The organism is Streptomyces sp. NPDC004752, from assembly GCF_053601275.1.
The window spans coordinates 28,141-52,677 of the sequence record NZ_JBSGBN010000015.1 but is presented as its reverse complement, the minus strand read 5'-3'; the positions used below and the strand labels follow the sequence as shown (position 1 = coordinate 52,677).

At 66.6% G+C, this 24,537-nt stretch carries 21 protein-coding genes and 2 pseudogenes; 15 read left to right on the top strand and 8 right to left on the bottom strand.

Annotated features, from left to right (window positions below):
• Positions 1-164: 164 nt before the first annotated feature.
• The 5 genes from ACWEKM_RS09100 to ACWEKM_RS09080 form a co-directional block, all read right to left on the bottom strand.
• On the bottom strand, positions 165-2,426 hold the full coding sequence (locus tag ACWEKM_RS09100; protein WP_451620497.1) for a discoidin domain-containing protein: 2,262 nt from the start codon (positions 2,424-2,426) through the stop codon (positions 165-167).
• A gap of 85 nt (positions 2,427-2,511) precedes the next feature.
• Complete coding sequence (locus tag ACWEKM_RS09095) at positions 2,512-3,399, bottom strand: carbohydrate ABC transporter permease (RefSeq protein WP_451620496.1); 888 nt, start codon at positions 3,397-3,399, stop codon at positions 2,512-2,514.
• A gap of 5 nt (positions 3,400-3,404) precedes the next feature.
• Positions 3,405-4,394, bottom strand: coding sequence for a carbohydrate ABC transporter permease (locus tag ACWEKM_RS09090; RefSeq protein ID WP_451620495.1), 990 nt, complete (start codon positions 4,392-4,394; stop codon positions 3,405-3,407).
• A 34-nt stretch (positions 4,395-4,428) separates the two neighbouring features.
• Positions 4,429-5,724: an extracellular solute-binding protein gene (locus ACWEKM_RS09085; protein ID WP_451620494.1), complete on the bottom strand. Its 1,296-nt coding sequence runs from the start codon at positions 5,722-5,724 to the stop codon at positions 4,429-4,431.
• Positions 5,725-5,796: 72 nt separating this feature from the next.
• Positions 5,797-8,340: a beta-glucosidase gene (locus tag ACWEKM_RS09080; protein ID WP_451620493.1), complete on the bottom strand. Its 2,544-nt coding sequence runs from the start codon at positions 8,338-8,340 to the stop codon at positions 5,797-5,799.
• Positions 8,341-8,494: 154 nt separating this feature from the next.
• On the opposite strand from ACWEKM_RS09080, the gene ACWEKM_RS09075 reads away from it, so the two are divergent.
• Positions 8,495-9,130: a TetR/AcrR family transcriptional regulator gene (locus ACWEKM_RS09075; RefSeq protein WP_451620492.1), complete on the top strand. Its 636-nt coding sequence runs from the start codon at positions 8,495-8,497 to the stop codon at positions 9,128-9,130.
• A gap of 235 nt (positions 9,131-9,365) precedes the next feature.
• On the opposite strand, the pseudogene ACWEKM_RS09070 reads toward ACWEKM_RS09075, so the two are convergent.
• Positions 9,366-9,541 (bottom strand): annotated as a pseudogene (locus tag ACWEKM_RS09070) (ABC transporter ATP-binding protein); the annotation flags it as partial.
• Positions 9,542-9,718: 177 nt separating this feature from the next.
• Here ACWEKM_RS09070 and ACWEKM_RS09065 point away from each other — a divergent pair.
• Together ACWEKM_RS09065 and ACWEKM_RS09060 are read left to right on the top strand one after the other, a co-directional pair.
• Positions 9,719-9,790, top strand: coding sequence for a tryptorubin family RiPP precursor (locus ACWEKM_RS09065; protein WP_451620535.1), 72 nt, complete (start codon positions 9,719-9,721; stop codon positions 9,788-9,790).
• Positions 9,791-9,872: 82 nt separating this feature from the next.
• A pseudogene (locus ACWEKM_RS09060) lies at positions 9,873-10,058 on the top strand (cytochrome P450); the annotation flags it as partial.
• Here the strand turns inward: ACWEKM_RS09060 and ACWEKM_RS09055 are convergent.
• Positions 10,036-10,215 (bottom strand): hypothetical protein, encoded by a 180-nt coding sequence (locus ACWEKM_RS09055; RefSeq protein ID WP_451620536.1) that lies wholly within the window; start codon positions 10,213-10,215, stop codon positions 10,036-10,038. The pseudogene ACWEKM_RS09060 and the gene ACWEKM_RS09055 overlap by 23 nt on opposite strands.
• Positions 10,216-10,518: 303 nt before the next feature.
• Here ACWEKM_RS09055 and ACWEKM_RS09050 point away from each other — a divergent pair, with 303 nt between their 5' ends.
• From ACWEKM_RS09050 to ACWEKM_RS09015, 8 genes are all read left to right on the top strand, one after another.
• Positions 10,519-11,727 carry a M20 family metallopeptidase gene (locus ACWEKM_RS09050; protein WP_451620491.1) on the top strand — a complete coding sequence of 403 codons (1,209 nt, stop codon included), beginning with the start codon at positions 10,519-10,521 and terminating at the stop codon, positions 11,725-11,727.
• Positions 11,724-12,125, top strand: coding sequence for a cobalamin B12-binding domain-containing protein (locus ACWEKM_RS09045; protein ID WP_451620490.1), 402 nt, complete (start codon positions 11,724-11,726; stop codon positions 12,123-12,125). The genes ACWEKM_RS09050 and ACWEKM_RS09045 overlap by 4 nt, the downstream gene beginning before the upstream one ends.
• 6 nt (positions 12,126-12,131) lie before the next feature.
• Positions 12,132-13,724, top strand: coding sequence for an acyl-CoA mutase large subunit family protein (locus ACWEKM_RS09040; RefSeq protein ID WP_451620489.1), 1,593 nt, complete (start codon positions 12,132-12,134; stop codon positions 13,722-13,724).
• A gap of 2 nt (positions 13,725-13,726) precedes the next feature.
• Positions 13,727-14,884: a CaiB/BaiF CoA transferase family protein gene (locus ACWEKM_RS09035; RefSeq protein WP_451620488.1), complete on the top strand. Its 1,158-nt coding sequence runs from the start codon at positions 13,727-13,729 to the stop codon at positions 14,882-14,884.
• Between the two features lie 2 nt (positions 14,885-14,886).
• Positions 14,887-16,020, top strand: a complete 1,134-nt coding sequence (locus ACWEKM_RS09030) for a M20/M25/M40 family metallo-hydrolase (protein ID WP_451620487.1) — start codon at positions 14,887-14,889, stop codon at positions 16,018-16,020.
• A 23-nt stretch (positions 16,021-16,043) separates the two neighbouring features.
• The gene (locus ACWEKM_RS09025) at positions 16,044-17,048 is read left to right on the top strand and encodes an LLM class flavin-dependent oxidoreductase (protein ID WP_451620486.1); all 1,005 of its coding nucleotides are present in this window, start codon (positions 16,044-16,046) and stop codon (positions 17,046-17,048) included.
• Positions 17,049-17,139: 91 nt separating this feature from the next.
• Positions 17,140-18,009: a hypothetical protein gene (locus ACWEKM_RS09020; RefSeq protein ID WP_451620485.1), complete on the top strand. Its 870-nt coding sequence runs from the start codon at positions 17,140-17,142 to the stop codon at positions 18,007-18,009.
• A 144-nt stretch (positions 18,010-18,153) separates the two neighbouring features.
• Positions 18,154-18,840: a GntR family transcriptional regulator gene (locus ACWEKM_RS09015; protein ID WP_451620484.1), complete on the top strand. Its 687-nt coding sequence runs from the start codon at positions 18,154-18,156 to the stop codon at positions 18,838-18,840.
• 77 nt (positions 18,841-18,917) lie between these two features.
• Here the strand turns inward: ACWEKM_RS09015 and ACWEKM_RS09010 are convergent, their stop codons facing one another.
• Positions 18,918-19,289: a transposase gene (locus tag ACWEKM_RS09010; RefSeq protein WP_451620483.1), complete on the bottom strand. Its 372-nt coding sequence runs from the start codon at positions 19,287-19,289 to the stop codon at positions 18,918-18,920.
• A gap of 140 nt (positions 19,290-19,429) precedes the next feature.
• Between ACWEKM_RS09010 and ACWEKM_RS09005 the strand changes: the two genes are divergently transcribed.
• Genes ACWEKM_RS09005 through ACWEKM_RS08990 form a run of 4 tightly spaced genes read left to right on the top strand, consistent with a single transcriptional unit; the run spans position 19,430 to position 24,536 of the window.
• Entirely contained in the window at positions 19,430-20,848 is a 1,419-nt protein-coding gene (locus ACWEKM_RS09005; protein WP_451620534.1) for an amidohydrolase family protein, read from the top strand.
• A 56-nt stretch (positions 20,849-20,904) separates the two neighbouring features.
• The gene (locus ACWEKM_RS09000; RefSeq protein WP_451620482.1) at positions 20,905-21,894 is read left to right on the top strand and encodes a BMP family ABC transporter substrate-binding protein; all 990 of its coding nucleotides are present in this window, start codon (positions 20,905-20,907) and stop codon (positions 21,892-21,894) included.
• A gap of 3 nt (positions 21,895-21,897) precedes the next feature.
• Positions 21,898-23,451, top strand: a complete 1,554-nt coding sequence (locus tag ACWEKM_RS08995; protein ID WP_451620481.1) for an ABC transporter ATP-binding protein — start codon at positions 21,898-21,900, stop codon at positions 23,449-23,451.
• On the top strand, positions 23,448-24,536 hold the full coding sequence (locus ACWEKM_RS08990; protein ID WP_451620480.1) for an ABC transporter permease: 1,089 nt from the start codon (positions 23,448-23,450) through the stop codon (positions 24,534-24,536). Before ACWEKM_RS08995 ends, ACWEKM_RS08990 begins: the two co-directional genes overlap by 4 nt.
• Position 24,537: the final 1 nt, after the last annotated feature.

Here is a 24,537-nt window from a genome sequence, read left to right as displayed (position 1 = left end):
AGCGTGCCGGCTCGGTGACCTGACCCCGGACCGCCCGGCGCGGAGCGGGATGGGTCGAGTGTTCTTGGCCAGGCCCGCCGTGGGGACCCCGCAGGTTGGGCTGTCCAGTTCTTCCTCTCTGTGGTGGTTCCGGTGAACTTGCTATGGCAGCGTGGGGGGGCGGGTCAGGCTGAGCGGGTGGTGAAGATCGCGGCGGCGCCGGGGGGCAGTCGGTAGCTGTACGTCGTGTCGCCCCACGGGACGTCGAACGTGGCGGTGCTGTTGCCGGAGTTGTAGACAGCTGTCAGCTGGGTGCCGTCGGGCAGCGCCGCAGTTTTGCGCTGAACAGCCATGGTCTCGCTTGCACTTGAGGCAGTCTTGCCGCCCGGAGCGAGGACGGACAATTCGTGGATGGACCACCAGCTGCCGGAGCTGGTCTTGTTGGTCACCCGGAGGTAGCGGGCGGTGGTCTTGGGCAGCAGGATCCGGGCCACGGTGTTGCCCGCCCCGGTCGCGATCGGCTTGCTCCACGTGGTGCCGTCGTCGGAGGTGGACACCTCGTACTGGCGGACGTAGTCGCCGGACGAGGCGGTGGTGTCCAGGACGACCTGGTTGAAGGTCTGGGTGGAGCCGAGGTCGACCTGGAACCAGTCTTGCGACTGCATGGCGTGGCCCAGGCTCCAGCGCGTGGCCGGGTCGCCGTCGATGGCCTGGGACGGCGGGTCGTCCGGGCCGCTCGCGGAGGCTGTTGCCTGCCAGCCGTCGCGGGACAGGGCCGTCTCGCCGGTGGGCGGGGTGAGGGAGGCGCCGGCGGGCAGGGTGTAGCCGGCCCAGTTGCCGCCGAGGCGGACCTGGTGCTGCCGGGCCACAAGGCTGCTGTCGTAGCTGATCAGGGCCTTGCTGCCGTCAGGGTTGCGGAAGGGGATGTCGACGGAGCCGATGGCGGCGGGGGCGGTGCTTCCGCTCTGGTTGCCCGTCCAGGTGAACGTCGCGGCGGCTCCCGCGGCCAGCGTGTAGCTGAAGTGGCGGCTTCCCCAGCCGACGGTGAAGGTGCGGTCGGTGGTACCCGAGTTGTAGGTGACCAGTGCGGTGGAGCCGTCGGGGTTGGTGAAGGCGACGTCCTCGATGCTGCCCTTGCCGAGGGTGTTGGAGGCGACCCGGCGCGCGCCCGGCTGGACGAACTTGCTGGCCTGCGCCAGCCCCCAGTAGTCGGCCGTCGGCGTGTACGTCCACTTGCCGTCGGTGTTCGGTGCGACCGTCACCACCGGGCGGCAGTCGGTGCATCCGTTGTTGGTGGGGCCGCTGTCGGCGTCAAGGGCCATGTTCCAGCGGACGCTGCTCTGCGCCCAGTTCCGGGGGGCGTTGATGACGTTGTCCATCGTGCCGGCGAAGCCGTCCTGTTCGTCGCCCTCCCAGGCGCCGCCGGAGCACTCGGTCTGGAAGGCGGGCTTGTTGGGGTAGTCGTTGTGGGCGACGGTCTGCGCCGTCACGTCACCGGCGTAACAGTGCCAGGCCGTACCGGCGAAGCTTTGGGCTGCGGTCGGGTCGGTGTACAGGGACTCGGGGTAGCTGGTGACGTCCCAGTTGTGGTCGTAGCCCAGGATGCGGGTGGACAGGCCCTGAGCCTTGAGCGTCGGGGCGAGGTAGTCGGTGGCGAAGGTCTTTTCCTGGTCGGCGGGCATGGCCATGCCTGGGTAGGTGGAGGGCTCGTACAGCGGCTCGTTCTGCGGGGTGACGTAGCGCACCGGTACCCCGGCCGCCGCATACGCCTTGAGGAATTTCGCGAAGTAGTCGGCATACGCCTGATAGGCGTCCGGCTTGAGCTGCCCCGTGACCATCGAGCCGCTGGTCTTCATCCAGCCCGGTGCGCTCCACGGGCTGGCCATGACGGTCAGCTGCGGGTTGATCCGGCCGGCCTGCTTCAGCAGGGGGATCGTGTACGCCCGGTCGTGGTCGACGCTGAAGTGGGCGAGTGCGGGGTCGCTCTGGCCGGCGGGCATGTCGTCATAGGAGTAGTTGCCGCTCACGGTGAAGTCGCTGGCGCCCATGGGCTGACGCAGGAAGCTCAGGCCGATGCCGTCGCGGCGGCTGAACAGGTCGTGCATCAGGGCGTTGCGCTGCGTGGTGTCGAGTTTGGTGCCGACCAGCCAGGCGGAGGAGTCGGTGAACGAGGCCCCGAAGCCGGCTATGGACTGGTACGCGCGGTTGGTGTCCACGGTGATCGCCGAGCCGGAGGAACCGGCCGGTGCGGGGCCGGCCTTCCAGGTCACTGGTGACTGCTTGGCCAGGTGGGTGTCGGTGGACAGGTCGGTGAGCCAGACCTGTGCCTTGCCGGGTGCGGGAGCGGCCAGGACGGGTGTGGCTGCCGACAGGACGGAGAACGTGGTGAGCAGGGTCGTGGCGGCTGCGAGAGCGGCCCGGCGCCGTCCCCGGAGGGTGGGTTTCATGGTGCGGCTCCTTGCGTGGGTTGCAGAGGTGGACTGCGGTGTGCGAAACCGGCGGGTGGGGGCGGAAAGGGCGTCGGAGCAGGGGTCACTTCAGGCCGGTGGTGGCGATGCCGGCGACGAAGTGGCGCTGGAAGAGCAGGAAGACGATCATCACCGGGAGCAGGACGCCGACGCTGCCGGCGAGCAGGACGCCGAAGCGGGTGAAGTCCTGTCCGCTGCTGGCCAGGGCGAGGCCGACGGGGAGGGTGTACTGGTCCTCGTTCTGGGCCACGACCAGTGGCCACAGGAAGTTGTTCCAGGAGCCGAGGAAGGTGATGATGCCCAGGGTGGCGAGGGCCGGCCTGGTCAGCGGCAGAATGATCTTCCAGAAGATGGCCAGTTCACGGCAGCCGTCCACGCGGGCGGCGTCGATGAGTTCATCGGGCAGGGTGGAGATGAACTGCCGCATCAGGAACACCCCGAACGGGGCGGCCAGGAACGGCAGGATCAAGCCGAGCAGCGAGCCGGTCAGTTTCATGTTGGCCACCAGCACATACAGCGGCACGAAGGTGACCAGACCCGGCACCATCAGTGTGGCGATGACCAGCGTGAACACCGTGCGCCGACCGCGGAATTCGAGCTTCGCCAGGGCGTAGCCCAGCATCGAGCAGAAGAGCAGGTTGCCGGCGGTGACGGCCAGGGCCACGATCACCGAGTTGGTGAACATGGTCGTGAAGTCCAGGCTGCTGAACAACTGCCGGTAGTTCGTGAACGTGGGGTGCCTGGGGATCAGGTCGGGCGGGAACTTGCGGATGTCGGCCTCGGGCTTGAGGGAGCCGGACAGCATCCACAGGAACGGTGTGATCATCAGCAGCAGGCAGCCGAAGAGCGGCCCATACAGCCAGGGCCGGCCCCAGGCCTGTCGGATGCGGCGACGGCGCAGGGCCCGGTCGGTGTCCGCGGGTGCGGTGCGAGGGCGGGTGAGGGTACTCATGGCGGTCAGTCCTTGTCTCGCAGCACGCGGAACTGCAGGACGGTCAGAGCGACGATGAGGACGAAGACGACGTAGCCGGCCGCGGTGGCCATGTCGTAGTTGCCGTTGCCGAACTGTTTGTAGGCGTACAACGTGGCCGACAAGGTCGAGTCCAGGGGCCCGCCGTCGGTCATCACGAACGGCTCGTCGAAGAACTGCAGATAGCCGATGCCGGTGGTCACAGCGGTCAGCAGCAGAGCGGGGCGCAAGAGCGGGAAGGTGACCCGCCAGAACCGCTGCCAGGCTCCGGCGCCGTCGAGTTCGGCCGCCTCCATCAGGGACTGGGGCACGGACTGCAGACCCGCCAACATGATGATCATCACCGTGCCGAGGTTGCGCCACACCGCCATCACGATCATGACGGGCAGCGCGAATCGGGTGTCCGCCAGCCAGGCCGGCCCGTCGATCCCGAACCAGGCCAGCACGGTGTTCACCAGCCCCGCCCGCGGTTCCAGAAGCGTCTTCCACACCACGGCCACGGCCACGACGCTGGTGATCACCGGCAGGTAGAAGCCGACCCGGAAGAGGGCCCGGAAACGGCGGATGCCGCTGTTCAGAACGACCGCCGCGGCCAGCCCGGCGGCCAGCGTCAGCGGCAGACCCACCAGGACGAACACGGCCGTGTTGCGCAGCGCATGAACGAACTGCTCGTCCGCGAACAGCCGGACGTAGTTGTCGAGGCCGATGAATGACACGTTCAGCGGGGTCCGCAGGTCGGCGCTCTGCGTGTCGGTCAGGCTCATCAGCATCGACCAGACGACCGGCAGCAGCATGAAGGCGAGGAACAGGACGAGGAACGGGGCCGCGAGGGTCCACGCGGCCCGGCTCCGGCGACCCTGTGCGGCGCGCCGCAACCGCGGTGAGAGGGTTCGGCGGCGGGCCGCCGACTGCTCGCCGCCGGGGTCGCGCTTCTTGGTGCCCTGCCCGGCAACGGTGCTCGTGGGCATGGTTGTCATCCGTCCGTACGAGGGATAGGCGCGCGTCGCCGGTTCAGCGGCCGGTGCCGATACTGGCGGCCTTGGACTGCAGGGTCTTCTGCGTCTCGGCGAGGGTGGACTTGCCGTAGGCGAGCTTCTCCAGCTCGCTGTCGATCGTGTCGGCGATCTGCTGCCAGGTGGTGATGGACGGCGGGGCCTTGGTGACCTTCAACTGAGTTTCGAAGGCGGCCATCTTGGGGTTCTCGCTCAGCTTGCCCTCCGACCAGGACTGGGCGGCGGCGGGCAGGTTGCCGGTGGCGTCCGCGTACGTGGCGAGGTTCTCGGGGGCGGTGAGGAACTGGACGAACTTCCATGCCGCGTCCGGGTTCTTGGCGTCCTTGAACACCGCCAGGTCGCTGCCACCGGCCAGCCCGGCGGTCTGCTCGCCCTTGGGCAGGGGCATGGTCTGCCACGTGCTGTCCAGCGCGGGGGCGTTGAGGTGGAGGTTGCCGCTGGTGCTGGCGCCCTGCTGGACGGTGCCGATCAGTCCGTTCTGGAAATTCTGCCCGGAGTCGGTCTTGTCGTTCGGTGACAGACCGTCCTTGAAGATGCCGCTGTAGTACTCCAGTGCCTTGGTGACCGCGGGCGAGTCGAACGTGAACTTCTTGGTGCCCGGGTCGTAGATGTCCCCGCCCTGCTGCCACACCAACGGCAGCCAGAACAGCCAGGAGTTGAAGCCGGTCTGCAACTGCGTGGCGTGGCGCAGCTTGGGGTTCTGCTTGCCCGCGGTGGCCTGGATGGCCTTCAGGTCCTTCAGATAGCCGGCCCAGTCATCGGCCGGGGCACCCTTGATCCCGGCCTTCGCGGTGATGTCGGTGCGGTAGTAGATGACGGAGGTGTCGGCGATGAATGGCACGCCATAGGAGGCGTTCTTGTACTTCGTGGTGTCCCACTGGCCAGGGAAGAACGCGGATGCCTTGAACGAGGCGGGGGTGGCCTGGAAGCCCTTCATGGCCGCCATTTCGGCCATCCAGGTGGAGCCGATCAGCGACAGGTCGGGGGTGTTGCCGCCGGCGATCGCGGTGGTCAGCTTCTCGTGCGCGGCGTCCCACGGCACCGCGGTGACCTGCACCGTGACGCCCGGGTTCTGCTGCTCGAACTTCTTCGCCAGGCTCTGCAGGTCCTTGTCGGCCTTGTCGCCCATGGACCACATGACGAGCTTGCCCTTGGCCTTGCCGCTGCTGATCGTCGCCGGCGCGTCGGCGGCCGCGGAGTCGTCGCTGCGGCCGCAGCCGGTGGCCAGCAGGGCGGCGGCGACGGTGGCGCAGGCCATCTGGAGGGTTCTGGTGGTGGGACGGGTCGTACGCATGGGTGCGGCTCCTTGCCGTCGAGCTGGTGAAGAAGCAGGGGGTGGGGGAGGGGTGAGCAGACGACGGGTGGGTCAGCGGGTGGCGTGGAACTCGCCGTCGTGGACGGTCACTTCGGCCGTGAGACGCAGATCGCGGCTGGAGCGTCCGACGTGCAGCCGGTAACGGCCCGGCGGGGTACGCCAGCGCCTGCCGGTGTCCCAGACCTGAAAGGCGCGCGCGGGCACGTCCAGGTCGGCAGTGGTGCGCTCGCCTGCCGCCGCCTGGACGAGCGCGAAGCCGGCGAGCAGGTGCACCGGCCGGTCGAGCCCGTCCTGGGGCGGCTCCAGATAGACCTGGACGACCTCACGACCAGCCCGTGGCCCGGTGTTGGTCAGATGCACGGTGAGTGTGAGCCCGTCTCCGCCCGCGGGGTCGGGCAGATCGGCGGAGACGGACGACTGTGAGAGGTCCACGGACTCGTACGACCACCGGGTCCAGCCGAGTCCGTGGCCGAACGGGAAGGCCGGGACGAGACCGCCCTTGTCCCAGGCCCGATGGCCGATGTGGACGCCCTCGCTGTAGTGCACGATGCCGTCACGGGGGCGAGCGTCGGGGACGGGGACGTCCTCGGCGCGGGCGGGCAGCGTCCAGGGCAGCCGGCCGGACGGCTCGATGCGGCCCAGCAGGACGTCGGCGAGGGCGTGCCCGGCCTCCTGGCCCGGCAGCCATGCCCAGAGCAGGGCGGGTGCCTCGTCGGCCCAGGGCAGCAGTACGGGGGCGCCGGCGTTGACGACCACGATGGTGCGCGGGTTGGCGGCGAGCACCTTGCGGACCAGTTCGTTCTGGTGGGCGGGCAGGTCGAGAGTGGTGCGGTCCCAGCCCTCGGACTCGACCTCCTCATTGGTGCCCACGACGACCACAGTCGCATCGGCGGCCTGGGCCGCGGCGGCGGCTTCGGTGATCTCCTCGTACGGCGTCGGCCCCGGCGGGGCGTGGCGCAACTGAGCAGTGACGAAACGGTCGTAGCCGCCCGGTTCCACCACCGTGAGGTCGATGGCAAGGGCGATCCGACGGGGCTGCGGTCCCACCACGAGGTCAATGCCGCGCAGCGGCGGGTTGCTGTGGGTGGAGTCGAGGATCAGCTCCACGCCCCGGTCGTCGTCGCCCGTAAGGACCTCCTCGCCGTCGACGCTCACCTGGTAGCGGCCGACGCACCCGATCTCCAGGCGGTGCGTCCCCGGCTCGGTGAGGGTCAGCAGCGTGTGCAGCACCACGCGGTGCGTCTTTGGCCCGAAGCCGCGGTATCCGCTCCAGTCGCCGGAGGGGCGGATCTCGCCGCCGACACGGTTGCCGCCGACGGTGAGATGGTCGGCGCGCACGCCGGCGGCGCCGGTCTCGGGATCGGTGATCAGCGCGGCGGACAGGTACGGCGGGCGCTGACGGGAGTCACCGCCCCGGTGCACCCGCAGACGGACGTGCTCGGGGAGCGCGGCGCGCAGCCCGTCCTCGAACGACACCGTGCGCACCGCCGGAACGAAGGCGCTCCCGCCACCCTGGAGGTACGGCGCCACGGCGTTCGGGCCGATCAGCGCGACACTGCGGATGCCTTCCGGCGCCAGCGGCAGCAGGCCCGCCTCGTTGCGCAGCAGCACCATGCCGCGGGCGGCGACCTCGCGCAGGAGACGGAAATCGGCCTCTCCCGGTGCCTCCGGGACGGCAGGCGGTGGCGAGTCGGTCCTGGGTGCGCCGAGCCGGCCGGTGTGCCGGGCCAGGCGCAGCAGCCGTAACACCTTGTCGTCGATGAGCCGCTCGTCCACCTCGCCCGCACGGACGGCTTCGATCAGGGGCTCGCCCCACAGCGGGTCGGGTCCGGGCATCACCAGGTCGAGGCCGCCGAGCGCCGAGGCGACGGTCGAACGGGTGGCGGCCCAGTCACTGACCACGACCCCGGAAAGACCCCACTCCTCCTTCAGCACCTCGCGCAGCAGCCGCGCGTTCTCGGTCATCGGCGCCGACTCGATGCCGTCGTCGACGCCCGAGTAGGCGGCCATCACGCTCCACGGCTCAGCCTCGGTGAGGACCTGCTCGAACGGGGCGAGGTAGACCTCGCGCAGGGTCCGCTCGTCGAGCCGTGAGCGGTAGCGGGTGCGGTCGGTCTCGGAGTCGTTGGCCACGAAGTGCTTCAGGCACGCACCCACGCCCTGGCCCTGCAGACCGCGTACGAGGGCGGCGGCAAGGGTGCCGGTGAGGAGCGGGTCCTCGGATAAGTACTCGAAGTGCCGCCCGGCCACCGGGGTGCGCTGCAGGTTCACCACCGGGCCCAGGACGACGTCGACACCCTTGCGGCGCGCCTCCGTGGCGAAAAGCGTGCCCAGCCGCTCGGCGAGCTCGGTGTCCCAGGCCGCTGCCAGTGCGCTGGGCGCCGGGGCCAGCAGTCCGGTGGCGGCCGGATCGTCACCGGTCCCGCGCACTCCCTGCGGGCCGTCGGACATAGTCACCGCCGACAGTCCGAGGCGGGGCTCGGCCGGAAGTCTCCACAGGCTCGCACCCGTCAGCAGCCGGACCTTGGACTCGAGATCCAGGGCCCGGATGCGGTCGGACAGCTCGGTGTCATCAGGGAGGGCAGGGCGGCTCATGCTCGTCCTTCCAGGCCGCAACGCGGCACGCAGCGGGCGGAACGGGAGCAGGAAAGCACACTTACTAAGTACTTAGTAAGTCCTTGTCCGTAAGATATTTCCCGGGTTTGATGGGCACGTGAGCACTGATGGACAGCCCCGTAGACCCCGCACGATGAGTGAGAGCAGGACGAACGAGGAGCGGCAGCCCCGCACAGGAAAGAGCCTCAAAGCGCAGCAGCGGCGGCAGGAGATCCTGCGGATCGCCATGGACACCTTCGCCGCCCGCGGCTACAACAACGCCTCCCTGCAGGAGATCGCCGACCGCGCGGGAGTCACCCAGGCCGGCGTCCTGCACTACTTCCGCTCCAAGGCCCAACTGCTCACCAGCATCCTGGCACTGCGCGACGAAACCGACATCGAACAGCTCGGCCCAGAACGCCCCCAGGGCCTGGCCTTCCTGCGCCACCTTGTCGACACCGCCCGCCGCAACACCGAACGGGAAGGCATCGTCCGGCTGTACGCCGTCCTGTCGGCGGAGAGCGTGACCGAAGGCCACCCCGCGCAGGACTACTTCCGCGACCGCTACGCCGGACTGCGTATCTTCGTCACCGAAGCCCTCGCCGAAGCACGCGAACTCGGCGAGATCCAGGCGGACTCGAACCTCGAAGACGCGGCCAACGCGATCATCGCGGTCATGGACGGCCTGCAGGTCCAATGGCTGCTCGCCCCCCAGTCGGTCGACATGGCCGCCTCCACCGACCGCGTCATCAACGCACTCCTGGCAGACCTCACCGAGTCGGGCGGCTGAGAGCGTCGCCACCTTGACCATCGCTTCCGAGGTGGCGGTGAGCCGTCCTCACGGTACCGAAAAGATCACCAAGACCGGCCTGCTTGCCGTCGACCTCGGCGGTCCGGCGCGGTAACGCCCAGGGCCGCACAGGGGGCCGGTTCGGTGTGGTGGTCATGGCCGGGGTTCCCCGTGTCTCTCGGTGAGAGAGTCCCCTACGGATGGCAAACGTGTCGTCACAGAGGACGTCACCCCGGGTGTCCGCGTCCAGGGGGCCGTCGAGGATCTCGACCCTTCGGGGCAGCCGCCGGGCGATTTCCTGGTCGTGGGTGATGATCGCGATGGTGGTCCCTCGTCGTTCAGCGAGGTCAACAGGTCCGGCGCGGCACGGCCGTTGATGGTGTCGAGGGCGCCGGTGGGCTCGTCGGCGAGTCGCTGTTCACGGGGCACTGCCCTGCTGCCGCAAGAGCCATCAGGAACTACAGGGTCTGCCTGAACTGGGCGTATATCAATCGTGAATCGGAGAGATGAAGTCTCGAGGAGCCAAGCTGCGCACGATCTCGACAAGGGGGGCGTGCGTACCGTCTTCACCCTGAAAGGGGGTGCGTGATGAAGATTCTCTTCGCCATCCGCCACAAGGTGTCCGCTCGAAAGAGCCTCAAGGCCAGCGCCTGGTACTAAGCCGGCGTATCAAGCCGATTCGTACCCACAGGTACTGGTAGACATCGGTGAGGTCGTCCCCTCGGCCTTCCCGGAGACCCCCATGCGTACCACGGTGTTCCCACCTCGACTTGCCGCCCTGCTCCGGGATCACGCCGGGCAGGACGTCTTCCGCCTCGAACCCGACACGGTAGGAGTCGCCGGGCACGAGGTCGCCGACAGGATCCTCGTCGCCCGTCGGGCCACCGAGATCGAACGGCCCACATTCAAGCCGTTGCACGGACGCTCCACTGCTCTGCCGCGGACTCGGTGAGCGGGAGCCCGTAGGCACCGAACCTGTCGAAGCCGAGCGGGTTCACACAGCTGACGACGATCTTCCCGGCCAGAGCGGGCGCGATCGCTGTTATGGCCTCTTCGTGGCCGTCCCACGGGACCGCGACCTGCATGAGCTCGGACCAGGCCGCCGCTCTCAGGTGAAGCCATGGTTCACCCCTCGCATGTTATATTTCAGATACGATCTTTGGAAGCATACGTGTTGTCGTCATGTTTGCCCAGCCCTCAATGGGGCCGCCGGTCGACCGAAGCCCCCCCCCCTGCGAAGCCGTCCTTGCCGACTCAAGGGCTTTGCGTGCCAGATCGCAATCCATGCCGCGAGGGGTAGCGTGTTGGTTCGAACCTCGCTACATTGCATATCAGATCTCAAATCATAGGTTCTGTTCACCGCCTTCGACGTAAGAAGGGACCACCACATGACTGACGCCATCGACGCCGCGGCCCGGAAGGCTGTGGAAGCAATCAACTACGCACGGCTGAACGAACTCGTGCAGGAGGTGTGCCGCATCCCGAGCATCCTCGGAGATGAAGGCCCTCTCGCGAAGTTCCTCGCCGACTACATGAAGAACGCCGACTTTGAGAATGCCGGCCTCCAGGACGTCATCGGCGACCGGCCCAACGCCATCGGCGAGCTCAGCTTCGGCAAGGGCAAGCGCGTCGTGATGACCGGCCACCTGGACACCAAGCCGGTCTCCATCGGTTGGAGCAAGACCGAACCGTTCTCCGGAGAGATCATCGACAACGCCATCTACGGCCACGGCATCATGGATATGAAGGCAGCGCTCGTCTGCCAGATCGTCGCGATGGAGGCCTTGCGCGACTCCGGCGTTCAGTTGAACGGCACTGTCGGCATGGCGGCCGTCTCCGACCACATGGGCGACCAGCTTGGTTCGATCCGCTACTTCGACGAGTACAACGCCGACCTCGCCGTCCTCGGTGAACTCTCCGGCAACGAGATCTTCCTTGGCCACCGCGGCCGCTACTACTTCGACATCACCGTCCAGGGCAAGTCGGCGCACACATGCCACAAGCCCCTCGCGGTCAACGCGAACATGCTCGCCTCGCACGCGATCATCGAGCTCGACCTCTCTCGTCTCACCCCGGCTATCGAGGACTGGGTCGCCGACCTGTTCGGCGAGGAGACCTACATGGCTCCCGGTCGCGTCTACGGCGGCCTGCCGCCGGGCGGCCCGTCGATGATTCCCGACGAGTGCGTCGTCCGCGTCGACTGCCGTCCGCAGCCCGGCGTCACAGTCGAAGAGGTCCAGGCCGAGATCGAGCGCTGCCTCGCGGCCGCCCGCAAACGCGAGCCCCGCTTCCGTGCCAAGCTTGAGCTGGTCGACGTCAAGAGCGGCTACTTGGCCAAGCCCGGCGACGACGTAGTGGAACTGATGCGCGCCTCGGTCAAGTCCGTCCGCAATGGCGCCGAGCCGCCGCTGCAGGCCGCCAGCTGGCTCGGCGATACCGCGAGCTTCGGCCACAAGGTCCCGACCGTCATCTTCGGCCCCGGTGGCGAGCCGGTTTACTGCCCCGACGAGCACCTGTCGATCGACGACATCGTCGAGGCCACGCGCGTGTACGCCGAGTTCGCTGTCCGAGCACTCAGCCCTCAGGCGTCGGCGTGAACAGCTTTCGTCCGAGGATCCTCCTTGCCAAACCGGGCCTCGACGGGCACGACCGCGGCGTGAAGGTCGTGGGCATGGCGTTGCGTGATGCTGGAGCCGAGGTGATTTACCTCGGCCTCCAGCAGACTCCACAGCAGATCGTCGGCGCAGCGGTGGACGAAGACGTCGACGTCATCGGGCTCTCGGTGCTCTCAGGGGTTCACGTCGACGCCTCTCGGCAACTGCTCGACGCCTGTAGGGAGGCGCACCTGGACGACGTCGCGATCGTCGTCGGCGGGACTATCCCGCCGAGCGACGTCGTCCGCCTGCGCGAGCTGGGCGTCCGCGATGTGTTCCCCGTCGGGACCTCCATCGACGATCTCGTCTCCCGCATCTTCGACATCGCATCGGAGGAGTAGCGAGCAATGAACGACGAGGACAACATCGTCACCACCGACTCCGGCATCCCGGTCGACCCGATCTACTTCGCGAGCTCGGTCGCACCCGGACTCGAGGACCGGCTCGGGCTTCCGGGGCAGGCGCCCTACACCCGGGGTCCGTATCCGACGATGTACCGCGAGCGTCTGTGGAGTATGCGGCAGTACGCCGGCTACGGGTCGGCCGAGGACACCAATGAGCGTTACCGGTACCTGCTCTCCCAGGGGCAGACCGCGCTGTCGGTGGCGTTCGACCTCCCCACCCAGCTCGGCTACGACTCCAGCGACGAGCAGGTCTCCGCCGAGGTCGGCCGAGTCGGCGTCGCGATCGACACCGTCGAGGACATGGAGACCGTCTTCGACGGACTCCCTATAGACAAGCTGTCGGTCAACTTCACCATCAACGGCACCGCGCCCATCATCCTCGCGTTCTACCTGGTCGCCGCTGAGCGACAGGGCGCACGCATGGAGGACGTCGCCGGCACCCTTCAGAACGACATCCTCAAGGAGTTCCTGGCGAGGAAGACGTTCATCTACCCGCCCCAGCACTCCATCCGGCTCGTCGCCGACGTCGTCGAGTACGCCTCCGAGCACCTGCCTCGGTTCAACGGAATCTCCATCACCGGGTACCACGCCCGAGAAGCCGGCTGCGACGCCATCCAGGAAGTTGGCCTGACAATGGCCTCGGCCATCGCTTACACCGAGGCGTTCCTGGCCCGGGGCCTCGACTTCGACTTCTTCGCGCCGCGGCTCTCGTTCCACTTCTCCAGCCAGCTCGACCTGTTCGAGGAGACGTCGAAGGTCCGGGCGGCCCGCCGGATGTGGCATCACCTGGCCACCACTCGGTTCGGGGCGAAGAAGGAGAACTCGGCTCGCCTACGATTCTTCTCCGGATGCTCCGGTGCAACTTTGACCGCGCAGCAACCGCTGAACAACGTCGTCCGGTCCACCCTCCAGTGCCTCGCTGCGGTCCTCGGGGGTGCGCAGTCGATCCACGTGATGGGTTACGACGAAGCCCTTGAGATCCCGACCGAGGAATCGGTGCGGCTCGCGCTCCGGACACAGCAGATCATCGCGCACGAGTCCGGTGTAGCGAAGGTCATCGACCCGCTCGCCGGCTCCTACTTTGTCGAGGCCCTCACCGACGAGCTGGAGGCACGCGCCTGGGACCTGGTGAAGAAGGTCGAGGACGGCGGTGGCCTGGTGGAGATGCTCGCCAAGGGCATACCGCAGCGTTGGGTCGCCGAGTCGGCCTACCGGTACGAGCGTGAGGTCCAGTCCGGCGAACGCATCAAGGTCGGCGTCAACAAGTACGTGGACGACGACGAGGTCGCGCCGCCGCTGTTCGAGATCGACGCGACCGCGGCCGACCGGCAGCGTGAGCGTCTCGCTGAGCGGCTTGCATCGCGTGATGAGAACAAGGTGGCCGATGCTCTGGCGGCACTCCGCGACTCGCTCGTGAAGAACACGAACAGCATGCCGCACATCATGCAGGCCGGCCGTGTCGGCGCCACGCTCGGCGAGATCGCCGACACCATGCGTGACGTCTTCGGCGTGTACCGGGAGCCGCTGCCATGGTGAACATGACTCGTCCCCTCGAAGGCATCCGCGTCATCGACCTGACCAGGTTCGTTTCCGGTGCCTACACCGGCACGCTCCTGGCGATGCTCGGCGCCGACGTCATCAAGGTCGAGGTCCCGACCGAGGGTGACCCGTACCGCAATCAGGGCACCGCATTCGTCGACGGGGAAAGCGCCCTGTTCACCGCGCTCAACGTCGGTAAGCGCTCCGTCATGCTGGACCTCCGCTCGGTCGACGGGCTGTCCGCACTCGAGGCGCTCCTCGCCACAGCCGACGTCTTCATCGAGAATGGGCGACCAGGGTCGCTGAAGAAGCTGGGCCTTGACTCGGCAAGCGTCACCGCGCGCTACCCGAACATTGTGTACGGCTCCATCTCCGGCTATGGCCAGCACGGGGCCGACGCGGGGCGCGGCGGCTTCGATCTCATCCTCCAGGCCGAAGGCGGCCTGATGAGTGTCACCGGTGAACCCGACAGCGGCCCGGTCAAGGTCGGCGTCCCCGTCCTCGACATCGGCAGCGCCGTCTCCTGCGCTCTGGGCATCGTCGCTGCCCTCTACCGGCGGACCGCCAACGACGGCACTGGTGCGGTCGTCAGCTCCTCGCTGCTTGAGTTCGCGGTCTCGACTTTCAGCAGTATCGCCCCGGCCTACTTCGTCAACGGAGACGTGCCTGGGCGGATCGGCAGTCACTCGCCGACTTTTGCGCCCTACGGCGCTTACCGAGCCAGTGACGGGCACGTCGTCCTCGCCGGCGCGGGCAGCGAGGACCTGTGGCACCGGCTGTGCGAAGCCATCGAAGCTCGCGAACTGCTCGAAGACTCCCGGTTCACGACCAATGCCGACCGCGTAGGCCACCTTGAAGACCTCATCGCCGAGCTCGAGCTTCGCTTCGTCAGGCACAACCGGACGTACTGGATAGCCAAGCTCTCCGAGTTCGGCGTTCCCGCGGCAGAGGTCCGCGACCTCGGACAGGTCCTCGCCTCTGCCCAGGTCGAGGCTCTCGGTCAGGTCCAGGTCGACCCCGCGAACCCCGGCGGTCAGAAGATCATCGGTGCCCCGGTCCAGATCGACGGCCCGCTTCCCTTCCCCGGTCCGGCACCGCGCCTTGGCGAGCACACCGACCAGGTCCTGGCCGAGCTTCATGTCCTCAAGAGGCCCTGACGATGGCCAAGGCAGCACGCAAGCCCGATCGAGACCTTCTCGCCGCCTGCGAGAAGCAGGCGCCCACCGTACTTGAGCGGACGTTCGAGCTCTCCAAGATCCCGGCGCCCCCACTGGACGAGATCGACCGAATTCGCCGTGTCCGACAGTGGTGGGAGTCCGATGGCCTGACTGCGACTCAGCGCGCCGTCGGCAACCTCTGGGCTCAAGTCCGCCCCGGTAGCGGCGGTTTCGGACCGGCCATCGTCGTGGCCGCCCACCTCGACACCGTCTTCAGCCGCGACGTCCACCATGGCCTCCGCTACGACGCAGAAGGCCGGGTTGTCGGTCCGGGCTGTGGAGACGACACCGTCGCGGTGGCAGCTCTCTCCGTCCTCAACGAGCTGCTTCCTGCTGAGGTCGCGCTCCCGGTCTGGATCGTCGCGACCGTTGGCGAGGAGGGCCTTGGCGACCTCGCCGGCGCCCGGGACGCCCTGGCACACCCGCCGGTCGGGGTCGGCACCTTCATCGCCTTGGAGGGCAACTATCTTGGCCGGGTGAACACCATCGGGGTCGGCTCTGAACGGCGCCGAGTGAGGCTCACCAGCCAGGGCGGGCACGCCTGGGAGGAGTCGACTGCGCCGAGCGCGGTTCACACTGCGGCCGAGATGGTGCACGCCATCGAGCAGATCCAGATCGACCACACCGCCAAGACCTCACGCAACGTCGGCATTCTCAGCGGCGGCGAGTCGATCAATTCCCGTGCCATCAACGCCAGCTTCGACCTCGACCTGCGCTCCGAAGACCCCGATGCGCTCGCCGAGCTGGTTACCAAGGCTGAGGCAGTCCTCACCGCCGGCTACGAGGGCACCAAGGTCGATATCGAGCAGCTCGGATCGCGGCCCGCAGGTCGGATCGCCGCTGACCACGAGCTCGTAATTGCGTCGGCGGAGGCACTCGCCGAAGTCGGACTGACAGCCCGCTTCACTGCCGCCAGCACCGACGCCAACGTCGCGTACTCGGTCGGTATCCCCGCCGTGACTCTGGGCATTACCTACGGCGACGGCACCCACACCGAAGACGAGTGGATCGATCCCAACGCGATCAACTTCGGCCTGTACGCACTTGTTCGCACCATCATCAAGTGGTCAGCTTGACCATCGGATAGGAGGAAAACCCCATGCTTAGTGGCGTTGCGCTGCAGCCGGTCGACTCCCCAGTTGATTTCGAGAACGTGGTCGAGGAGATCGAACAGTCCGGCTTCGATGAACTGTGGCTCACGGACTCGTCCCTTCACGCTCGGTACGTCTACTCCTACCTGACGCTCGCAGCATGTCGCAGCAGTCGTCTGCAGCTGGGCACCGCGGTCACGAACCCGATCACACGTCACCCGGCCGTCACCGCGACCGCCGCGACCACGATCGACGACGTCAGCCAAGGTCGCTTCCGCCTCGGTATCGGTGCAGGCGACCGTCCCCTCCTCGCGCTCGGCTCAAAACCCGCGACCCTCGCGCGCCTCGAGTCATCCATCGACGCGATCCGTCAGCTCTGGACCGGTAAACACGTCACCATGGAGGGCACCGGCTTCAAGCTCGACGACGCCCACATGCGTGCGCCGGCCGAGCGTCAGGTGCCGATCTACATCTCCTGCAGCGGCCCGAAGACCCTTGAGCTCGCGGGCCGAGTCGCCGACGGCGTCATCCTGCTCGCAGGCCTTCACCCCGAAGGCCTGCAATGGGCGCTGAACCACATCGACCGCGGTGTCGACGCCGCTGGCAAGAGCGAGCGGCCCAAGATCACCGTCTTCGCCTATGGCGCCATCGACGACAACGAAGAGGCAGCGTTCGCGGCCGGTCGCACCATCGCAGCCTGGTTCCCACAGACCGCCCCGGGCTACTGCGAGATGGCCGGTCTCTCCGCCGAGCTGGTTGAGAAGGTCCGCAAGATGTACGAGGGCGGTGAGTTCCAAGAGGCCGAAGAAGCCGCCAAGTTGCTCCCCGACGACTTCGTCCACCGGATGGCCCTGGCCGGCGGTCCCGAACGCGCACGCCAGCACATCAAGAACATGATGGAACTCGGCGTCGACTGCATCTCCGTCTTCCCGCTCGGCGACGACCGGTTCAAGACGATGCACAACTTCAAGAGGACCTTCAACGAGGTCTCCAAGGTGAAGAATGCTTCCTGAACAGACTCTTTCCACGGTCCTCGACCAGTGTCTCGGGGTTCGTAGGCCGGAGGAGGTCATCCTCCTCATCGACGACGAAACCGACACTGCGGTGGTCGAGGGCCTGGTGCGCGGCCTCGATGACCGAGGCTGTGTCCCAGTCATCACCCGCATGCCGCGCTACGTCGTTCCCGGCAGCGAACCACCCACCGCGGTAGCCCGAATTCTTCAAGGCGCGACGGCTGCCATCGAGCTCACCTCGACCTTCATCGGGTCGAGTCAGGCACGCCAGAACGCAACCGCCGGCGGCACGCGCTATCTCTGCATGCCGGGGGTCGTCAAGGATACGTTCCGTCTGGAAGGACCACTCGACGTCGACTTCGACGAGTTGAAGGCCGTCACCGAGGCGCTCGCGACCGCCTGGGCCCGTGCCGATGTCTACCGCCTGACGACGCCGGCGGGCACCGACCTGTCCGGTTCGGTTCGAGGCCGGGATGGCCGTGCTCTGTTCGGCATCGCGAGAGATCGCGGCGCGTACATGTGCCCACCTGACGTCGAGTCCGGAACGGCGCCGGTCGAGGGCAGCACCAGCGGTGTCGCGGTCATCGACGGCGACTTCCTGTTCATGGGACAGGGACCGATCTCCGAGCCCGTCGCCCTTCACATCGAGCACGGTGAGTTCAAGGGCGCCGAGGGCGACGAGTCCGCCCGACTGCTGGAGATGATCGGCCGCTGCGGTGACACACGCATGTCGAACCTGGCCGAGGTGTCGATGGGTCTCAATCCGAACGGACGAGTGTGCGGCGTCCCGATGGAGACCGAAGCGACGCTTGGGAGCGCCCACATCGCGTTCGGGAATTCGATCGCGTACGGGGGAGCCGTCGATGCGGTGGCCCATTTGGACTGCGTGATGCAGCACGCGACGTTGGAGCTCGACGGTCGACCGGTCCTGGTTGACGGCGAACTCGTCCTGAAGGCCTGACCGCGCGGACTTGCAAGATCCGGCAGAGTCCGCGACACGCGCTCCGATTTTGGAATATCGTATGCTACTTACGAAGGTAAGTCGGTTACGCCATCCTGCGGCGTGACGCACGCCGCACCATCACCGTGGAGCGAGGTACAGAGAGTGACTGCTGAATCACCGGCCACCGCTGAGATCCAGCACGTGCAACTGAAGGACCGCGTCTACGAGTACCTGCGGCGCGCGATCATCAACGGTGACTTCGAGGTGGGGGCGGCACTCCGGGAGATCGACATCTCCAAGTCGCTCGGCGTCAGCAAGACTCCGGTCCGTGAGGCGTTCGTACGTCTGCAGAAGGACCGCTTCGTCGAACTGTTCCCTTACCGCGGCGCGATCGTCGCCGGCTACAGTCGGCGAGATCTCCGAGAGCTGTACGAGGTCCGCGAATTGGTCGAGGGTCGATGCGCCGCACGCGCGGCATCGTCGCGCAACGACGATCTGTGCGAAGCGCTCCAACGCAACGTGCGAGACAGTCGCGCGGCCATCGACAACGGCAAGGTTGAAGACGTGATCGCATTGTTCGAGCACTTCGACGGCTTGATCTACTCCCAGTCGGACAACAAGTGGATCAACGACATCATCTATGACCTGGAGGGGCATCAGCGCCGCATCGGGCGCCTCACGGTCGACATCCCGGGCCGGATCGAGCACTCCCTCTCCGAGCACCAGAAGATCTGCACTGCCATCGTCCGCCAGGACCCGGCAGCGGCTGAGAAGTACATGCGCGCTCATGTGATGTCGGTGATGAGCGACCAGCTCGAGAGCTTCGTCGGCGACGAGATCAAGCGCTGACCGAGCCGCACCGCGACAGTCACCTGCACTCCACTGGTGTTGTTGATCACCCGGGCGCACAACAGCCTGTCCAGTACCTACCCGTTCCTGAGTTGGGTGCATCCTGGCCGTCGCGCCACCCGCCCTTGAATCAGTCCCCATCTCGAGTCTTCTTTGCGCCGTATGTAGTGCACCCCGACGCGAGGACGCCAGCTGCAGGGCTCGAGTGACAACGCCGCCGAGGGCGTCGCGGCGGAGCGGCCGGTGTGGACAGTCGTTCGCAGGCCGTAGCGTTCCGGCGGGTCACGCCAGGAGATCCTGGTCCGGATCCTGTAGACCATCCCGTTGATGACCTGCCGGTCCGCAACGCGGGTACGGCCCGTTGTCGCAACCCGAGATATCGGCGGAGCGAGCAACTCCCGCTCCCGGTCACTGAGTTCATGACGACGTATCACCCCACCATGGTCCATCAGCCGATGATCTTTGAAGATGGGCCTTCCAGTGCGTCATCTGAAGAGACCTGTCCCAACCTATTGACCGTGGCGAGAGCCACGGTTAGCGTCGGCGCATTGAATATCAGATATAAAATCTGAGAAGGGTGGAGTTGAGCGTGCTGCCCGAGAACAATGCTATTCCGAAGCAGGTCGACGTCGTCGTCGACGGCGGCTGGGTTGTGACGGTCGACGGGACCCGAAAGATCTACCGCGACGGATTCGTCGCCGTCGACGACACCAAGATCGTGGCCGTAGGCCGCCGCGAGGACCTCGCAAGCCAGTACTGCGGCCGCAAGACTATTGACGGCTCGAACAAGGTCACCATCCCCGGCATGTCGAACGGCCACCGTCACCTGCTGTGTTGCGCGAAGGGCGCGATGCCCGAAGGCGGCACCACCCTGGAGGCACTCCGCCGATTCATCTACCCGTCGTTCTCCCGGCTCACTGAGGAGGACATGCACACCTACGCGCTGCACGCAACGGCCGAGATGGTCCGCTTCGGCACGACCAGCTTCGAGGAGCCGGGCTGCAACCACCTCGAGGCCGTCCTCGAAGCCGTCGCCACCTCCGGCATGCGTTGTCGCATCGGACCCTGGACCTGGGACCAGGCCGGCTCCGCCGGCGACACGGACCTCCCAGACTGGCTTCGGTTCACCGCCCCAGAAGCGGCCAAGCGTCTTGAGTGGGGCGTCGAGACCGTCAGGAGGTTCAAGAACCCCCGAATCCGGGACGCAGTCACCATCGAGGGTGTCGGAACCTGCTCGGACGAGCTCACCGTCGCCGCAGCGAACCTCGCCCTTGAGGCCGAGTCCCTGATGGTCCTCCACAAGTCAACCAGCGAGCGTGAGGTCGCGCTTGAGTTGAAGGCATACGGACACCGACCCATCGAGCACATGCACAAGATCGGCGCCCTCAACGAGCGAGTCTTCATGAACCATGTCACCAGCGTTGCCGACTGGGAAGTGGAGCTCATCGCCGACAGTGGCGCCCGCATCTCCAAGAACCCGAGCACGGCCCTGAAGCTCGCCAAGGGCACCACGCACTTCGGCAAGTGGCCCGAGCTCCTGGACGCCGGCGTCCGGGTCATGCTCGGCACCGACGCCGAGAACTGCTCCAACCACCAAGACATCACGCGGGCGATCTACCTCGCGGCGCTGCTTCCGCGTGATGCTCGGCAGGACCCGAACGCGGTCTCGGCCGAGCAGGCAGTGGAGATGGGCACCATCAATGGCTCCCGTGCGCTCGGGTGGGACGACGTTGTCGGTGGCATTGAGGTCGGCATGGAAGCCGACATCACCATCTTCGCGGCCGAGGACTTTGACTGGCGGCCGCTGCACAACCCGATCGCGAACCTCGTCTACGGCGCCACCGGCCACTCGGTCCACACCGTCCTGATCGCAGGCGAGGTCGTCCTCGACAACAAGCAGCTGACGAAGGTTGATGAGCTGGCCCTGCGTGAAGACGTCGAAGCCATCGACCGACGCGTGCTGAAGGAGATCGGGATCGACCCGGTCCCCGCCTGGCCAGTTCTCTGAGCCATCCCACGCCCTACCGAGAACCGTCCTCGGCATTGGAGAAAAGGAGATGTCAGGTGAGAGTTCGCTTCCTGGTCGCAGCCACGACAGTCGCGACCCTGACCCTGGCCGGAACCGCCGCCTGCGGCAGCTCCGACAGCAAGTCGTCCGACAGTGGCGCCGTCAAGGTCGGTGTGGCACTCGCGGGCCCCCGCAACGACGGTGCGTTTTACCAGACGTACCTCGAAGGAGTTCAGGCGCTCGAGAAGAAGCTCAACCTCAAGGTTTCGGTGGTCGACAACCTGACCGACCCGTCTGACATAGCCGACGCGCTCAACAACCTTGCTGCTGACAACGACCTGGTCATCGGCGGCGGCAGCGCCCTCGTCGCCGGCGCCAACAGCGTCGCGCCGCAGCACCCCGACACCACATTCGTCATGAGTGGTGTCGTCCAGGACGGTATCTCCAACCTGCACGCCTACCAGATGCTCCAGGGCGTGCCCGCCTACGTCGCCGGTGTCATCGCAGCCCAGGTGTCCAAGACCGGTGCGGTCGGCTTCATCGGCGGAGCAGCTATCCCGCCGACCAGCCAGTCCGACATCGACTTCGAGGCCGGCGCCAAGGCCAAGCGGGCCGACATCAAGTACTCGCACGTGACCGTCGGCGACTTCAGCGATGCTGCCAAGGCCAAGCAGGCCGCAGCCGCCCAGATCGCCGACGGTGTCGACGTCATCTACGCCTTCGTTGACGCCGGCCTCCCGGGCGTCCTGCAAGCCATTAAGGATTCCGGCAAGGACGTCAAGGTCTTCAATCCGACGACCGACCGGTGCAACGAGGGCAACCAGATCATTGGGTACGACTACCAGAACAACCAGCAGCTCGTGGAGACCATCCTCAACGACTACTCCGCCAAGAAGCTGCCCGCAGGCACGAAGAAGTATGCCCTAGAGGAACCGAAGATCCAGAAGCTGACTATGTGCCCGAACAGCACGGCGTTCCAGTCTGTGGCGGATCAGGTCACCAAGAAGATCAACTCGGGCCAGATCACGATGCCGGAGGGTGGCTGACCCATGTCCGATCCCGCATCCGCCGTTGACCATCGCCGCACGACCTGCCTTGAGCTCGTGGGAATCCACAAGGCCTACCCCGGTGTCGTCGCCAACAATAACGTCAGCCTCCAGGTTTTTGAGGGTGAGGTGCTCGCACTGTTGGGTGAGAACGGCGCCGGCAAGACCACCCTGATGAAGATCGTGGGGGGCGTGGCATCGGCGGACGCGGGATCAATCCGCGTGCGGGGGCAGGATGTGAGGATTCGCCGCCCACGCGATGCCCAGAGCCTGGGCATCGGCATGGTCCACCAGCACTTCATGCTCGTTCCGGACATGACCGTTGCCGAGAACGTAGCCCTCGGCGTCCAAGGCAAGCTCGCTGCCGGCTCCGACCTCGACCGGGTGCGAAGCCGAATTCGTGAACTCGCAGATGCCTACCAGTTCGGAGTGGACCCCGATGCGTTGGTGGAGGACCTGTCCATCGGCGAACGCCAGCGCGTCGAGATCCTCAAGCTGCTCTATACGGAAACTGAGATCCTCATATTCGACGAGCCGACCGCAGTGCTCACGAAGAGCGAATGGCAGCACCTTTCCAAGGTGCTGCGCTCATTGGCGGATGCGGGCCGTACGATTGTGCTCATCACCCACAAGCTCGACGAAGTCTTCAGCGTCGCCGACCGCTGCACCGTCCTTCGCGACGGACGACTTATCGGGACTGTGCCCACCGGCGAAACCACGCCTGACGACGTCATCCAGATGATGGTGGGCCGCGAAGTACGCCTCCGGCAGGACCGCCGGCCTCCCGAACTCGGCGCGCCCGCCCTCACATTCACCGACGTGTCCGTCACCGACCGCGACGGCCGGCTGCGCCTCCAGAATGTCTCTCTCGAAGTCCGCGACGGCGAGATCCTCGGAATCGCCGGCATCGAAGGAAACGGCCAGTCCCATCTTGTGGACGTCGCCTGCGGTTTCCGTCACGCCAACTCGGGGACCGTGGTCTTCGCCGGCCACGAAGTTGGCCGCTCGACACCCGCCGAGCTCGCGGCTCACGGAGTCGCGGTCATCCCCGAAGACCGCCACCGTAACGCCATCGCCCTCTCGCTTTCGGTGTCTGAGAACCTGCTCGTCAAGGAACTCAACAACCCGAGCCTCTTCCACCGCGGACTCCGCAGGCGTCGTGCCATACAGGAGCGGCATCAGCAGCTGGTCGCCGAGTACGACATCCGCGTTCCTCATACCGGCGTGCGCATGCGGCAGCTGTCCGGCGGCAATCAGCAGAAGGTTGTCATCGCTCGCGAACTCAGCCGCCACCCGCGCCTGGTCATCGCCTCCCAGCCGACCCGCGGACTCGATGTCGGCGCGATGGAGTACGTGTACAGCGAACTGAACGCACACCGGGCCGCAGGTGGTGCAACCCTCCTCGTCTCCTCCGAGATGGAGGAGCTCCTCACGCTCTCCGACCGTATCGCCGTCATGGCGCGCGGCCGCATCGTCGCCGTCCTCGACGCCGCCGAAGCGAGCGTCGAACGCATCGGACGCCTGATGATCACCCACACCGATGAGGTGCCGGCATGAGCCCGCGAACTCGGGATGCATTGACCTCCATAGCCATCTCGGCTGCTGCGGTCGTTGTCGCACTGGTCGCGTCGATGGCGATTGTTGCTGCGGCCGACAAGTCACCTGTCGACGCGATCGACGCGATGATCGACGCGAGCTTCGGCAGCCAGACCCAGTTCGGCGCCATGCTCGCCAAATCGGTGCCGCTGACCCTGGCCTCGCTCGGGTGGGTCCTGGCATTCTCAGTGCGACGGGTCAACGTCGGCCTCGAGGGCCAGATCCTCGCTGGTGGCGCATTTGCCGCCGTCATCGGCCTGAAGGTCACGGGACTGCCGGCCGTGATGCACCTGGCGCTGCTGGTCGTCGGCGGCGTCGTCGGTGGTGCCGTATGGGCTGGAATTGCCGCCTGGCTGTGGGCGAAGCGGCAGGTGAACGAGATCATCTCGACGCTGCTGCTGAACTTCGTGATGATCCAGATCATAAGCTGGCTGGTGACCGGGCCATTGGAGGAACCGAGCCACACCCTGGGGCAGACGGCGCCGATCGCGAACTCGGCTCGCTGGCCCATCATCGAGTCCCTCAACCTGCGCTGGGACATCATCCTCGTACCGCTCGCCACCATCGTGGTTGCCTGGGTGCTCTCCAGCACCAGGGTCGGCTACCGGCTCCGCCTCACCGGCGCCAACAAGGACTTCGCGTCCTACTCCGGCATCTCGACGACGAAGGTCGCCGCGCTCGCAATGGTTGCTTCGGGAGGTCTCGCAGGGCTCGCGGGGTCTTCGCTCATCTCGTCCAGCCCGGCAGGCAACATGGCCGACAACTTCTCGGCGAACTACGGGTTCGAGGGCATCGTGGTTGCCCTGCTCGCTCGCAACAGTCCCATGGGGTGCGTGCCCGCCGCACTGCTGTTCGCGTTCCTCAAGCAGGGCGGCGGCCTGATGGAGGCTCGCGTAGGTGTCCCTACTGGGCTGGTCATGGTGACTCAGGGTTTGGTCATCGTCTTGGTTGCCGGTTCGACGTTCCTGTTGCAGAAATCCCAAGCGCGCCGGGTCGACGCAACCAAGCCGCCGACGGCCAAGCTCGTTACGGCAGAGGTGATCTGAG